This is a genomic window from Sphingomonas sp. CD22, assembly GCF_034556155.1.
Lineage (GTDB): Bacteria > Pseudomonadota > Alphaproteobacteria > Sphingomonadales > Sphingomonadaceae > Sphingomonas.
Genome location: NZ_JAYDYX010000008.1, coordinates 19222 through 33515 on the forward strand (window position 1 = coordinate 19222; position 14294 = coordinate 33515).

At 68.9% G+C, this 14294-nt stretch carries 13 protein-coding genes; 5 read left to right on the forward strand and 8 right to left on the reverse strand.

The window, feature by feature from the left end:
* The first annotated feature begins 1 nt into the window (after position 1).
* Together SFC76_RS15415 and SFC76_RS15420 are read left to right on the forward strand one after the other, a co-directional pair.
* On the forward strand, positions 2 to 721 hold the full coding sequence (locus SFC76_RS15415) for an ABC transporter ATP-binding protein (protein WP_322850459.1): 720 nt from the start codon (positions 2 to 4) through the stop codon (positions 719 to 721).
* A complete protein-coding gene (locus SFC76_RS15420) occupies positions 722 to 1927 on the forward strand; it encodes an ABC transporter permease (protein WP_322850299.1) in 1206 nt (401 codons plus the stop codon). It begins immediately after the preceding gene.
* Positions 1928 to 2299: 372 nt separating this feature from the next.
* On the opposite strand, the gene SFC76_RS15425 is transcribed toward SFC76_RS15420, so the two are convergent.
* The 6 genes from SFC76_RS15425 to SFC76_RS15450 all read right to left on the reverse strand — a co-directional run bounded on the left by SFC76_RS15425 (position 2300) and on the right by SFC76_RS15450 (position 10126).
* Positions 2300 to 2923, reverse strand: a complete 624-nt coding sequence (locus SFC76_RS15425) for a nucleotidyltransferase family protein (protein ID WP_322850300.1) — start codon at positions 2921 to 2923, stop codon at positions 2300 to 2302.
* Positions 2910 to 3833, reverse strand: a complete 924-nt coding sequence (locus SFC76_RS15430; RefSeq protein ID WP_322850301.1) for an XdhC family protein — start codon at positions 3831 to 3833, stop codon at positions 2910 to 2912. The genes SFC76_RS15425 and SFC76_RS15430 overlap by 14 nt, the downstream gene beginning before the upstream one ends.
* A gap of 148 nt (positions 3834 to 3981) precedes the next feature.
* On the reverse strand, positions 3982 to 6174 hold the full coding sequence (locus SFC76_RS15435; RefSeq protein ID WP_322850302.1) for a xanthine dehydrogenase family protein molybdopterin-binding subunit: 2193 nt from the start codon (positions 6172 to 6174) through the stop codon (positions 3982 to 3984).
* 198 nt (positions 6175 to 6372) lie between these two features.
* On the reverse strand, positions 6373 to 8607 hold the full coding sequence (locus SFC76_RS15440) for a xanthine dehydrogenase family protein molybdopterin-binding subunit (protein WP_322850460.1): 2235 nt from the start codon (positions 8605 to 8607) through the stop codon (positions 6373 to 6375).
* Between the two features lie 2 nt (positions 8608 to 8609).
* Entirely contained in the window at positions 8610 to 9590 is a 981-nt protein-coding gene (locus tag SFC76_RS15445; protein ID WP_322850303.1) for an FAD binding domain-containing protein, read from the reverse strand.
* Positions 9587 to 10126, reverse strand: coding sequence for a 2Fe-2S iron-sulfur cluster-binding protein (locus SFC76_RS15450; protein WP_322850304.1), 540 nt, complete (start codon positions 10124 to 10126; stop codon positions 9587 to 9589). The genes SFC76_RS15445 and SFC76_RS15450 overlap by 4 nt, the downstream gene beginning before the upstream one ends.
* Positions 10127 to 10268: 142 nt before the next feature.
* Here SFC76_RS15450 and SFC76_RS15455 point away from each other — a divergent pair, with 142 nt between their 5' ends.
* Together SFC76_RS15455 and SFC76_RS15460 are read left to right on the forward strand one after the other, a co-directional pair.
* Positions 10269 to 11261, forward strand: a complete 993-nt coding sequence (locus tag SFC76_RS15455) for a glycerophosphodiester phosphodiesterase (protein WP_322850305.1) — start codon at positions 10269 to 10271, stop codon at positions 11259 to 11261.
* A gap of 1 nt (position 11262) precedes the next feature.
* Complete coding sequence (locus SFC76_RS15460; protein WP_322850306.1) at positions 11263 to 11541, forward strand: hypothetical protein; 279 nt, start codon at positions 11263 to 11265, stop codon at positions 11539 to 11541.
* Positions 11542 to 11897: 356 nt separating this feature from the next.
* Here SFC76_RS15460 and SFC76_RS15465 read toward each other — a convergent pair whose 3' ends face one another.
* Both SFC76_RS15465 and SFC76_RS15470 read right to left on the reverse strand, forming a co-directional pair.
* Positions 11898 to 12686 (reverse strand): alpha/beta hydrolase, encoded by a 789-nt coding sequence (locus SFC76_RS15465; RefSeq protein ID WP_322850307.1) that lies wholly within the window; start codon positions 12684 to 12686, stop codon positions 11898 to 11900.
* Positions 12677 to 13348, reverse strand: a complete 672-nt coding sequence (locus SFC76_RS15470) for a TIGR02117 family protein (RefSeq protein WP_322850308.1) — start codon at positions 13346 to 13348, stop codon at positions 12677 to 12679. Before SFC76_RS15470 ends, SFC76_RS15465 begins: the two co-directional genes overlap by 10 nt.
* 44 nt (positions 13349 to 13392) lie before the next feature.
* Here SFC76_RS15470 and phhA point away from each other — a divergent pair, with 44 nt between their 5' ends.
* The gene (gene phhA / locus SFC76_RS15475; RefSeq protein ID WP_416222432.1) at positions 13393 to 14241 is read left to right on the forward strand and encodes a phenylalanine 4-monooxygenase; all 849 of its coding nucleotides are present in this window, start codon (positions 13393 to 13395) and stop codon (positions 14239 to 14241) included.
* The last annotated feature ends 53 nt before the right edge of the window (positions 14242 to 14294 follow it).

Sequence of the window (14294 nt, forward strand, 5' to 3'; positions counted from 1 at the left end):
CATCGTGGCTGACCCGATCATCACGATGCGCGACGTCACCAAGGTCTACGGCACCGGCGCGACGCAGTTCCAGGCGTTGAAGGGCGTCGACCTCGATATCCAGGCGGGCGATTTCGTCGCCGTCATGGGACCGTCGGGATCGGGCAAGTCGACGACGATGAACATCCTCGGCTGCCTCGACGTCCCGTCGGCGGGCACGTTCCTGTTCCGCGGTCATCATGTCGAGACGCTCGATCGCGACCAGCGCGCGCTGCTGCGGCGGCGCTATCTCGGCTTCGTCTTCCAGGGGTTCAACCTGCTCAGCCGCACCAGCGCGCTGGAGAATGTCGAGCTGCCGCTGCTCTATCGCGGCGAGGACAAGAAGGCGCGGCGCAAGCTCGGCATGGCGGCGCTCGAAAAGGTCGGACTCGACCGCTGGTGGGATCATACGCCGGCCGAATTGTCGGGCGGCCAGCAGCAGCGCGTCGCCATTGCCCGCGCGATCGTCACCGAGCCCGACGTGCTGCTCGCCGACGAGCCGACCGGCAACCTCGACAGCGAGCGATCGGTGGAGATCATGGAATTGCTCACCGATCTCAACCGCACCGCCGGCATCACCGTGCTGATGGTGACGCACGAACCCGACATGGCCGCCTTCGCGCGCACCGTCATCCACTTCAAGGACGGGCTGGTCGAGAAGATCGAGGCGCAGCACCGGCAGGGCACGGCGGTGGAGGCCTAGATGCTCGGCACCACGCTCATCCTCGCGCTGCGCTCGATCCGGCGGCATATCCTGCGCTCGTTCCTGACCATCCTCGGCATCGTGATCGGCGTCGGCGCGGTCGTGACGATGGTGACGCTGGGCAAGGCGACCACCGCCGCGGTGCAGCAGCAGATTTCCGCGCTGGGCAGCAACATCCTCCAGATCCGACCCGGTCAGGGCTTCGGCCGTGGCGGCGGCGGGCCGCAGCCGCCCAATTTCAAGCCCGAGGATGTCGAGGCGATCGCCAACCAGATCGCCGGCGTCACCGCGGTCGCGCCGCAGGCGAGCGCCTCGGCCACCGCGATCTACGAGGGCGCGAACTGGTCGACGACGATCAACGGCACCACCAGCGCCTTCCTGACCGTCCAGCCGTGGCCGCTGGTATCCGGGCGCTATTGGACGCCGGCCGAGCAGGAGGCTGGCAAGGCGGTGTGTCTGATCGGCAATACCGTGCGCCAGAACCTGTTCAGGGGTGGCGATCCGATCGGTGCGCGCATCCGGCTGGGCAACGTCAGTTGCGACGTGATCGGTGCGCTGAGCACGCGCGGGCAGGGCGGGTTCGGCGATCAGGACGATGTCGTCGTCATGCCGATCAAGACGGTGCAGCGCCGCTTCACCGGCAACCGCGACGTGCGGCTGATGCTGGTCGGCGTCGACACCGATTACCAGACGAGCACCGTCCAGACCGCGATCACCGACCTGCTGCGCGAGCGGCGGCATATCACCGGGGCGCGCGACGACGATTTCAACATCTTCGACACCAAGCAGATTTCCGACACGCTGACCGGCACGACGACGTTGCTGACGCGCATCGTCGCGGCGGTGGCAGCGATCAGCCTCGTCGTCGGCGGCATCGGCATCATGAACATCATGCTGGTGTCGGTGACCGAGCGGACGCGCGAGATCGGCATCCGGCTGGCGATCGGCGCGGTCGCGCGCGAGGTGCTGCTCCAGTTCCTCGTCGAGGCGGTGGCGCTGTCGTGCCTCGGCGGGATCATCGGGCTGGTGATCGCGCAGGGGGTCATCCTGGCGCTGGTGCCGCTGATGCAGGTGCCGTGGACGTTCGATCCGCAGATCAACATCATCGCCTTCGCGATCTCGGCGGTGATCGGGGTGGTGTTCGGCTATTTCCCGGCGCGGCGGGCGGCGGCGCTCAATCCGATCGATGCGTTGCGGCATGAATGACGCAGGCGCCGAACATGGACAAGTTGGACACCTGAACGGAAACGATCGCCTCCTATCGTTTCCGTTTCTGTGTTGATGAGAAAGAGCGTTCGTCGGGGCGGGCGATAGCAGCGCGGTGACGTGTAGGACAGATCGGCCGGATTATCGCGGCTGAGCAGGGGGTTGGGTTGCGCTTGGTCCAATCGCGGACGGCGCGGTGGTAGCGGCGGATTCGATATTCAACGTCGAAGCTAATTCCTCCCCCGCCAGGGGGAGGTGGCGCGGCGCAGCCGTGACGGAGGGGGAGGACACGGAACAGACGTGTCGCTTACCTCCCCCTCCGTCATGCCTGCGGCATGCCACCTCCCCCTGGCGGGGGAGGAATTTTTATCGTCAGCCGAACGATGGCCGCCCGCGGCGGGTATGGGCTTCCGGTGCGTGGACCAGTTCGCGCAAGCGCTCCAGTTCCTCGGGCGTGTCGACGTCGATCAGTTCCGCCGGGGTCGTGACGACGTGCTTCCCCGCGCGGACCATCGCCCGCGCGCCGGCATCGCCCTCCAGCGCCACAAGGGCATCGAACCGGCCTGCGCCGAACACCGCGGGGGGCTTGGGCGCGTGGCCGTCGCTGGAGGCGACGATGGCATTTTCGTCGTCGGCGGCGTCGAGCAATTGGTAGATGTGCGTCGCGGTCACGCGCGGCATGTCGGCGAGCGCCACCACCACCGCCTTGACCCCGCGCGCGCGGGCGCGTTCGACGCCGAGCGCGAGCGAGCGGCTCATCCCCATCGCGGGATCGTCGTTCTGCACCGTCGTGAAGCCATGCGCGGCATAATCGCATTCGGCGCGGCCGACGACGGCGACGCGTTCGCGGAACGGCATGTCTTCCAGCGCGACGGCGACATGCAGCCCGAGCGGCCGGCCGAGGAAGGGCGCGTCGAGCTTGCTGCCGATATCACCCATCCGTCGCGACCGCCCCGCGGCGAGTAGCACCAGGACGCAATCCTCAACCGCGATCATGGAACGCCCCCACCATCGCCGCGGCGATCGACAGCGCGATCTCGGACGGGCCGATCGCACCGATGTCGATGCCGACGGGGGCGTCGATCCGGTCGATCTGCTCCGCGCTCAGACCCGCCGCGGCGAGTCGTTCGCGCCGCGCAGCATGGCTGCGCCGGCTGCCGAGCGCGCCGACATAGGGCGCGTTGCTGGCGAGTGCGGCGATCAGCGCGGGATCGTCGATCTTGATGTCGTGGCTGAGCGTAACGACCGCGGTGGCGGGGCCGGGCTTCAGCGCCTCGATCGCCTCGTCGGGCCAGCGGTCGTCGAGCGTCACGCCGGGGAAGCGCTCTTCGGTGAGAAAGCGCGCGCGCGGGTCGATCACCGTCGTCGCGATGCCGAGCGTGCGCGCCAGTTCGGCGAGCGCCTGCGCGATCTGCACCGCGCCGACGATCAGCAGCCGCCGCGCCGGATCGTAGCGGTTGGCGAAGACCTCTCCGGTTTCCAACGGCTTGAGGTCGCTGTGGCCGGTGGCGAGATCGGTGGTGACGGTGAGCGCCTCGCCGCGCTCGCGCGCCTCGGCGATGCGGTCGAACAATTCGGGGTCGAAGCCCGTCGCAGACACCGGCTGCACCATCACCGCGATCTCGCCGCCGCAGGGCAGGCCGACCTCCCATGCCGCATCGTCGGCGACGCCGTAGCGCTTGAGCTGGAAGGGCGCGCCGGCGATCACCTCGGCGGCGGTCTGCAGGATGTCGCTCTCGACGCAGCCGCCGGAGACGGAGCCCTCGAAGCGGCCGTCGGCGTGGACGAGCATGTGGCTGCCCTTGGGTCGCGGCGCGCTGCCCCAGGTGGAGACCACCGTGGCGAGGGCGAGGGGTTCGTCCCGCCAATGGCGGGCGGCGGTGAGGACGGAATCGTTTTCGGCCATGATCTTATCCTTGAAATCCTCCCCGGCACGGGGAGGGGGACCAGCCGCAGGCTGGTGGAGGGGGGCTTCCACGGGCGATGCCGCAGGTGGAGAGCCCCCTCCACCACGCCCTTTCGGGCGCGGTCCCCCTCCCCGTGCCGGGGAGGAATTATACGTCCGGCAATCCTGCCAGCAATTTATCCAGCGTCGCCGGGAAGTCGCGCACGCGGACACCGCAGGCGTCGTGGATCGCGTTCGCCACCGCCGCGCCCGCGCCGGAGATGCCGAGCTCGCCGACCCCCTTGGCGCCGACCGGGTTGGCGCTGTCGTCGACCTCCTCGATGAAATGCACCTCGATCCGCGGCACGTCGGCGTTCACCGCGACGTGATATTCGCCGAAGTCGGGATTGACGAAATGGCCGTTGCGCGTGTCGACCACCGCTTCCTCGCCGAGCGCGTAGGACAGGCCCCAGACCATGCCGCCGATGAGCTGGTTCGCCGCGGTCTTCGCGTTGAGCACGCGGCCGACGTCGAACACGCCGAGCATCCGCCGCACGCGGACCTCGCCGGTGATCGCGTTCACCGCGACCTCGACGAAATGCGCGCCGTGGCTCGCCTGGCTGGTCGCCTGCGTCTCGGCGCCGGGGCCGGTCTTGCCGGTGGCGACGATCGGTTCGCCGTGGAGCAGGTCGGCGAGCGCGACGCTGCGCCCGCCCGCGACGACGCAGCCGTCGTGTAGCGTCAGTTCCTCAGGGGATGCGTTCATGCGCAATGCGAGCGCGGCGATGATGTCCTCGCAGGCGAGCACCGCCGCCGAACAGGCGCTGCCGGCGCCGAACGATCCGCCCGAGCCGGCGCTGGCGGGCAGGTCGCTGTCGCCGATGGTCACCGCGACCGATGCCACCGGCAGACCGAGCATCTCGCCCGCGGTCTGCGCGAGGATCGTATAGGTGCCGGTGCCGATATCGGTCATGTCGCAGGCGACCGTCGCGCGACCGTCGGCGCCGAGCGTCACCCGCGCCTCCGCCTTGACGGTGAAATTGCCGCGCAGCGCCGCCGCCATGCCGTGGCCGATCAGCCAGTCGCCTTCGCGCCGCCTGCGCCGCTCCGCCCAGCCGAAGCGGCGCGCGCCCTCGTCGTAGCAATCGAGCAGCCGCCGCGTCGAGAACCGCTTGCCGTTGACCGGATCGACCGCGGGCTCGTTGCGGCGGCGCAGCTCGACCGGATCGATGCCGAGTTGTTCGGCGAGTTCGTCCATCGCGCATTCGACCGCGAAGGTGCCGATCGCCTCGCCCGGCGCGCGTACCGCGCCGGTGGCGGGCAGGTCGACGCGGACCAGATCGGTGCGGAAGCGCCGCGCGTCCCCGGCATAGAGCGGCAGCGAGCCGAACGGGATCGGTTCGAGGAAGCTGGCATCGTCGTTCTGCGACGCGACGCCCTCATGCGCGAAGGCGGTGATGCGGCCGTCCTCGGTGGCGCCGATGCGCACGCGCTGCGTCGTCGCCGAACGGTGGTGGACGAGATAGGCGGTCTGCCCGCGCGGTAGCGCGATCTTGACCGGCCGGCCGACCGTTTCGGCGGCGATCGCGGCGAGGATCACCTCCGGCCCGACGCCGGTCTTGCCGCCGAAGCCGCCGCCGACATAGGGCGCGAGCACGCGGACGTCCTCCCTGGCGAGGCCGAGCGCCTTGGCGATCGTGCCGCGTGCGCCGCCGATCACCTGGTTGCTGGTCCGCACCAGCAGCTTGCCGTCCGCCCAGGCGACGGTGCTGGCATGCGGTTCGAGCGCGGCGGGGAAATGCACCGGCGTCGTATAGCTGCGGTCGATCACCACCGGTGCGGCGGCGAGCGCGGCGTCGAGATCGCCGATGTCGACCGGCTTCAGGAAACCGATATTGTGGTCGCGCTGGACGGGCTGGGCATCATGGTCGAAGCGGTTGCTGCCGGGTTCGGCGTGGACGACGACCAGCGCCGCGGCGTCGCGCGCGATCGTCTGGTCCTCCGCGACGACGATCGCGACGGGCTGGCCGTAATGGAAGATGGTATCGGTGTTGCTGTGCGCCTGCGCCTGCGAATTGCTGCCGCCGGTCACCATCCTGGGGTCGCCGTGGATCACCGCGAGCACGCCGGGCAGCGCCTCGGCGGCGGCGGTGTCGACGCCGGTGATGCGGCCGCTGCCGAGCGGTGCGCCGACGATCGCGGCATAGACGGTGCCGGGCTCCGCGCCTTCATAGGCGTAGGTGGCGGTGCCGCTGACCTTCACCGGCCCTTCGATCCGCGGCACCGGCGCGCCGAGCACCCCCTGCCGCGCCTGCGCCAGCCCGGCGGGCCGGTAGGCGCGATCCATCGTCATCTCGTTCATCGCGTCGATCCTCTAGCCCCGGACGGGTGATGTAGGATGCGGGGGAGGCGGGGTGAAGGGAGGGATGGGCCGTCCCATTACTCGTCACCCCGGCCTTGAGTCGGGGTCCCGCTTCTCCTGCGGCGGAAAAGAAGAAGCGGGACCCCGGACCTAGTCCGGGGTGACGGGGAGGGTAGAGTGGTCGTCCCGCACCCTGCGTCACACCGCCGGCAGGCCCGCCAGCAGCTTGTCGAGCGTCAGCGGGAAATCGCGGACGCGCACGCCGGTGGCGTTGTACAGCGCATTGCCGATCGCGCCGGCCGCGCCGCAGATGCCGACCTCGCCGAGGCCCTTGGCGTGCAACGGATTGGCCTCGATGTCGCGTTCGTACAGGAACTCGACCTCGAGCTGCGGCACGTCGGCGTTCACCGGGAGGTGGTATTCGCCGAGATCGCGGTTGACGATCTTGCCGTTGCGCGGGTCGTGGACCAGCTCCTCGGTCAGCGCGCAGCCGATGCCGAAGGTCATGCCGCCCAGGCATTGCGAGCGCGCCGTCTTCTCGTTGAGGATGCGCCCCGCGGCGAACACGCCGAGCATCCGCTTCACCCGTACCTCGCCGGTGACGACGTTCACAGCGACCTCGGCGAAATGCGCGCCGTAGCTCGCCTGGTTGAACGTCTTTTCCTGCTTGCCGGGCGAGATTTCGCCGGTCGCCTCCATGCCTTCGCCGACGAGTTCGGCGAGCGGCACGCTGCGATTGTCGGCGATCACGCGGCCGTCCTTCAGCGTCATCGCGCCCTCGTCTACGCCCATCGCCTTGGCGATCTGGCCGCGCAACGCCTCGCAGGCGAGATAGACCGACGAGCCCGACGAACTCGCCCCCCACGACCCGCCCGAGCCGGCGCCCGGCGGCGCATCGGTGTCGCCGAGATGGACGATGACGTCCTCAAGCGGCAGGCCGAGGATCTCGGCGGCGATCTGGCCGAGGATCGTATAGGTGCCGGTGCCGATATCGGTCATGTCGGTTTCGACATGCGCCTTGCCCTGGCCGTCGATCGACACCTTGGCGGCCGATTTGAGCAACTGGTTCGAGCGGGCCGCCGAGGCGACGCCGATGCCGTACAGCCAGTCGCCGCGCCGGTCGGTGCCGGCGGGCTTGCGCCGCGACCAGCCGAACGATTCGGCGCCGCGCTCCAGACAGGGGATCAACGCGCGCGACGAGTACGGGATCTTCTTTTCCGGGTCCTGCTCGGGCTCGTTGCGGCGGCGCAGTTCGATCGGGTCGATCCCCATCTTCTCCGCCAGTTCGTCCATCGCGCCTTCCAGCGCGATCAGGCCGACCGCCTCGCCGGGCGCGCGCATCGATCCCGCCAGCATCCAGTCGAGCCGGACGATATCGTGCGTGATCAGCCGGTTCTCGCCGTCGTAGAGGAAGTGCGTCGAGACGCCGGCGGGCTCGAAATAATCCTCGCCGGGCAGGTTCGACACGAGGGTTTCGTGGCCGATCGCGGTCAGCTTGCCCTCGGCGGTCGCGCCGAGGCGCATCCGCTGTTCGGTGTTGGAGCGGCGCACGGTCGCGTCGAACACCTGCTGGCGCGCCATCACCGCCTTGACCGGACGGTTGAGGCGCTTGGCGGCGATCGCCGCGGCGACGCTCTCGGGCGCGATGCCCAGCTTCGAGCCGAAGCCGCCGCCGACATAAGCGGCGACGATCCGCACCTTGTCAGCCGAGACGCCGAGCGCCTTGGCGAGCTGCTGCTTGTCCGACGAGGGCATCTGGTACGAGCCGTACAGCGTCAGCGCGCCGTCTTCCCACACCGCGAGGCTGGCGTGGGGCTCCATCGCCGCCGAATTCTGGCTCGGCGTCGTATAGGTGACGTCGACCCCGAACGCGGCCTCGCCCATCGCCTTGTCGACGTCGCCCTGCTTGTGGTGCGGCGGGATCTGCTGCGCGCTCGGCTTCTCCGCCTCCTCGCGATGCGCGAGGAAGCTGTAGCGGCCCTCGGCGGGGGCATAATCGACCGTGATGCGCAGCGCCGCGTCGCGGGCCGCCTCGTAGCTTTCGGCGACGACGATCGCGATGATCTCGCCGTGATAGGCGACGTTCTCGACGCCCTGCGTCGGCGCGCTGGTCTCGCCGCCCTGCTGCGGGTTGCGGATGAAGCTCGCATAATCGGTGATGACGTCGATCACACCGGGCATCGCCTTGGCGCCCTCGGCGTCGAGATGCTTGATCTTGCCCGCGCCGACCGTGGCGCGCACCAGATAGCCGTAGGCGACGTTGTCGAGCGCATATTCCGCCGCATAGGTCGCCTTGCCCGACACCTTCTTGGGGCCGTCGATGCGGTCGAGCGGCTTGCCGATCACGTCCTGCACGCCGCGGTCGAGCAGGCTGTCGGGGTGCGCCTTGTTCATCGTGAGCGCGTTGGTGTCGCCCTTGCCGAAACCGAACATACTCATTCTCCCGTAAGGTCGCGCAGCGTGGCGATCAGGACCCGGCGCGTCAGCGGGATCTTGAAGTCGTTCGAGCCATAGCCCTTGGCATCGGCGAGCAGGATGTCGGCGGCTTCGTTGAACACCGCGTCGGACGGCGCCTTGCCGACCAGGGCGGCTTCCATCGCCGGGTTGCGCCAGGGCATCGGGCCGAGGCCGCCGAAGGCGAGCGCCGCCGTGGCGATCTTGCCGTCCTCGACGCTGACCACGCCGGCCACCGAGACGAGCGCGAAGGCGTAGGACGCGCGGTCGCGCACCTTGCGATAGGTCTGCTTGCCCTTGGGCGGGGCGGGCAGTTCGACATGGGTGATCAGCTCGCCGGATTCTAGCACGGTTTCGATGTTCGGCGTGTCGCCGGGCAGGCGATAGAAATCGTGGATCGAGATCCGGCGCTTGTCACCGTCCGCCTTGAGCGTGATGATCGTCGCGTCGAGTGCGCGCATCGCCACCGGCATGTCGCCGGGATGCGTCGCGATGCAATGATCGGACGTGCCGAGCACCGCGAGCACGCGGTTGAACCCGCCGACCGCCGAACAGCCGGTGCCGGGCTCGCGCTTGTTGCACGGCGTCGCGGTGTCGTAGAAATAATAGCAGCGCGTGCGCTGGAGCAGATTGCCGCCGGTCGTCGCCTTGTTGCGCAACTGGCCCGAGGCGCCGGCGAGGAGCGCGCGGCTGAGCACTTCGTACTTCTCGATGACGCGCGGATCGGCGGCAAGGTCGGAGTTCGGCACCAAAGCGCCGATCGTCAGCCCGCCGTCCTCGCGCTCCTCGATCTCGCCGAGCGGCAGCCGGCTGATGTCGACGAGCTTCTCCGGCGTCTCGACCTGCAATTTCATCAGGTCGAGCAGGTTGGTGCCGCCCGCGATGAACTTGGCGCCGGAGACGTGCGCGTCGCGCACCGCGGTCTCGGCGTCGTCCGCCTTGGCATAAGTGAAGGTCTTCATGCGCCGGCTCCCACCTTCTGGCGAAGGGCGATATCGACCGTCCCGTCGGCCTCGGCGACCTCGCGGATCGCATCGACGATATTGGGATAGGCGGCGCAGCGGCAGATGTTGCCGCTCATCCGCTCCGAAATCTCGTCGTCGTTGAAGCGCGGCGTGTCGAGATCGCCGGTGACGTGGCTCGGCCAGCCCTTGCGGACCTCGTCGAGCATGCCGACCGCCGAACAGATCTGCCCCGGCGTGCAATAACCGCATTGATAGCCGTCGTGCCGGACGAACGCCGATTGCAGCGGATGCAGGTCCTCGGGCGTGCCGAGCCCCTCGATCGTCGTGATCTCGTCGTCCTGATGCATCACCGCGAGGCTGAGGCATGAGTTGATGCGGCGGCCGTTGACCAGCATCGTGCAGGCGCCGCACTGGCCGTGGTCGCAGCCCTTCTTGCTGCCGGTCAGGCCGAGGTGCTCGCGGCACAGATCGAGCAGCGAGGTACGGATATCCGGTTCGGCCTCGAAGGATTGGCCGTTGATCGTGAAATGCATGCGCTGCCTCGCAGGAATCGGGGAGTCATATCCGTGAAGGATTATGCCCCTAACGCGCTTCATCATGATGGTTTCCGGTTTGCGAATCGCTCTCACTGCCACATTGCTGGCGTCGGCCCCCTCGAACGGGCAGAATCGGCGGATGCCGACCGCTTTCCCCACCCCGATCGTCATCGCGCATCGCGGCGCGAGTGGCTCGCGTCCCGAACATACGCTGGCGTCGTACGAGCTGGCGATCGCGCAGGGCGCGGACTTCATCGAGCCCGATCTGGTGCCGACCAAGGACGACGTGCTCGTCGCGCGGCACGAGAATGCGATCGCCGAGACGACCGACGTGGCGACGCATCCCGAATTCGCCGACCGCCGCACGACCAAGACGATCGACGGCCAGACGATCACCGGCTGGTTCGTCGAGGATTTCACGCTCGCCGAGCTGAAGACGCTGCGCGCGCGCGAACGGCTGCCCAAGCTGCGCGCCGGCAATGCCGCCTATGACGGGCAGTTCGCCATCCCGACGCTCGCCGAGATCATCGACCTCGCCAAGCGGCGGACGCGGGAGACGGGGCGGACGATCGGCATCTATCCCGAGACCAAGCATCCGACCTATTTCGCGCGCATCGGCCACCCGACCGACGCGCCGCTGGTGGCGGCGCTGCGCCAGGCGGGGTGGGACCGTGCGGACGCGCCGGTGTTCATCCAGTCGTTCGAGGTCAAGAACCTCCAGCACCTGCATACGATCACCAAGGTGCGGCTGATCCAGCTGATGGCGGGCGAGGGCGGCCCGGCCGACGGCGCCGCGCCGAGCTATGCGGCGATGCTGACCCCGGCGGGGCTCAAGCAAATCGCGACCTATGCCTATGGCCTGGGGCCGGACAAGGGGCAGTTGTGGCAGGGCGACGTGCCCACCAGCCTGGTCGCCGACGCGCATGCCGCCGGGCTCAAGGTGCATCCCTGGACCTATCGGGCGGAAAACGTCTTCCTGCCCGCGCGCTTCCGTCGCGGCGACGATCCCGCGACGCACGGCGACGTCGCCGGCGAGATCCGCCGCGCGCTCGGCCTTGGCATCGACGGATTCTTCACGGATTATCCGCTAATCGGCGTCGAAACCCGCCGTGCGGTCAAGGATCATCCGTAACATGCGTATCGCGTTCCTCGTTCTTCTCCCCCTGACGCTGGCGACCGGGGGCTGCGTCAGCACCGCGGCGTCGATCGTCAAGGCACCGTTCCAGGTCGCGGGCAAGGCGGTGGACTGGACCACCACCAGCCAGTCCGAGGCGGACCGCAACTACGGCCGCAAGATGCGCAAGCAGGAGGCCAAGGAAGGCCGCGAACGCAAGAAGGCGGCGGAGCAATGCCGCAGGCATCCGGACGATCAGGATGCCTGCCGCTATTCGGGGTATCGCGCGGGGTATTGAGGAGGGGGCGTCGTCGTCCGCTCTCTTTCTGTCATCCCCGCGGAGGCGGGGATCCATAAACGCTGGCGCTGGTGGGTCTCACGAAGGTCCGCGCGTATAGATCCGCGCCTGCGCGGGGATGACGAACGTGGGGGAGGGGTGGTGGCTCCGATAATCTTGGACGGATCAGGTAGCGCAGATACCCTCCCCCCTTCGTCATCCCGGCGAACGCCGGGACCCATGGTTGCGGGACGTCGGCGGCGGCGCGACCCATCGGCCGCCCGTATCCGTGGGTCCCGACTTTCGTCGGGATGACGAAGGGGGGCTCGGGATGACGAAGGGGGGCTCCTACCCTCGCTCTCGCGACGGCGACCCCGTCACCTATCCTGCACCACCGCATCCTGCGCCAGCGCGCCGGCGATCGCGATCAGCACCTCGGGATGGATGTGGACGCCGAGATGGCCGCTGCTCACCTCGACCGCCTCGGCGCTGGGATCGTGGCAGATGAAGCCGTTGACGAAGCCGTCGCTGCGGCTCCAGATCGCGGTGCAGGGGACGGGCAGCGGCGCGGCGATCGCCTGGCTGCGCGCGATCACCGCGGGGTCGTCGACGCGCTCGCCGGTCGCCCATTCGAACGCGCGCCAGACGTTGGTCGCGCGGCCGCCGCCGGCATAAGGCGAGCTTACCGTGATCACCTTGGCGACCAGCTCGGGCCGGCGGTGCGCGACCAGCCGCGCCATGATCCCGCCGAGGCTCACCCCGACCAAAGTCACCGGCCCCGCCTCGGCGCACAAGGCCTCGACGCGCGCGAGCAGCCGCTCCGCCTCGATGCCGACGCTCTTGACGCCGAGATTGCGGCCCAGCCCCCAGCCTTCGGCGCGATAGCCGAGCCGGGTGAGGAAATCGCGCAGCACGACGCTCGACCCGTCGGCGTCGAACAGCCCGGGCAGCACCATCACCGCGCCGCCGCGTCCCGCGGGCACCGCCGCCAGCGCCGCGGCATAGCGCCAGCGCGTCGCCAGCATCCAGGCGACGCGCGGCACCTCGCTCGCCGCCAGCGCCTTGGGCGGCGGTGGCGGCGCGAGGAAATCGGCGCCGAAGCGCGCATGCGCGGGGGGCTCGGCGCGCCAGCGCGCGATCCCCGCCTGCAACCGCTCTAAAACCATGCCATCACCGTCACCGGGAACGGCGTCCACCGTCCGACCCGTATGCCGGCCTGGCGCAGCGCGTCGCCCGCCCAGGCGTTGCAGGTCTGCACCGCGCTGTAATGGCCGCGCGCCGCATAGAAGACGTCGTTGGCGTCATAGCCGCGATAGCGCGTCCGCCGCGGTGCGATGCTCGCACGGATATAGCTGGCAAGGCGGCGATATTCTTCCGGGCGCAGCAATAGGCTGCGCACGTCGCCGCCGCGCGGCGCGGGTACGTGCTCGACGTGCATCAAGGTCGCGTCGCTGCCGCGGGCCGCGGCCAGCAGCGTGCGTGGCCTGACGTCGGCCCAGGTCGCGGTTTCGAGGTAGAAGGCCTTGTCGCCCCAGCCGATTGCAAGATGGTCATATCCTCCGTAACGCGGATCGGCGAGGTCCGCTCCCGGCGCCCAGTCGCGCCAGTCGACGCCCGCCGCCACTTTCGGCACCACCAGCCCGACGTGGATGCCGTTCGACTCGATATAGACGCGGATGCCCCGCGCCGGCGGTCGCCACCCCGCATGCGCCGGAATCGCCCCGCCGACCAGCCCCGCCGCCGCATAGCCGCCGGCGAGCAGCGCGAGCAGCGCCGCAGCCCGTCCGATCCAGCGCCATGCGATCGCCAGGACCTGATGTCGTATCATCCGAAACCTTATGCTAGTCTGACGCCATGGCCGATGAATCGCACATGACCGAAACGCCCCCCACCGCCGCCGACTGGACGATCGCCCAGGACTGGGAGCATTATACCGCGGAGGAGCATGCGACCTGGGATACCCTGTTCGCGCGCCAATCCCAACTGCTGCCGGGGCGCGCCTCCGACGCCTATCTGCGCGGGCTCGACGTGCTCAAGCTGTCCAAGCCGGGCATTCCGGATTTCGCCGAATTGTCCGAGCGGCTGATGAAGCTGACCGGCTGGCAGGTGGTCGCGGTGCCGGGGCTGGTGCCGGACGACGTGTTCTTCGACCATATGGCCAACCGCCGCTTCGTCGCGGGCAATTTCATCCGCCGGCCCGACCAGCTCGACTATCTGCAGGAGCCCGACGTCTTCCACGACGTGTTCGGCCACGTGCCGATGCTCGCCGATCCGGTGTTCGCCGATTACCTCGAAGCCTATGGCCGCGGCGGGCAGCGCGCGCTGGGGCTCGACGCGCTGAAGTACCTCGGGCGGCTCTACTGGTACACGGTCGAGTTCGGGTTGATCCAGGAGGGCGACGACCTGCGCATCTACGGCTCGGGCATCGTGTCGAGCTTCGCCGAAAGCCGCTTCGCGCTCGACGATCCGAGCCCCAACCGCATCGCCTTCGACATCGCCCGCGTCATGCGCACCGAATATCGCATCGACGATTTCCAGCAGAATTATTTCGTCATCCCGAGCTTCGAGGAGCTGTTGCGGGTGACGGTCGAGACGGATTTCGCTCCGTTGTACGAAGAGCTGAAGGCGCAGGAGGATATTCCGGTCGCGGCGATCGTCGCGGGTGACCGCGTGCTGACCCAGGGCACGCAGCATTACGCGCGGAGCAAGGCGCGGGGGTGACGGGTCGGGGCGCGCATCGCGGCCAGTAAAGCCACGACCTCAACCGTTCGCGG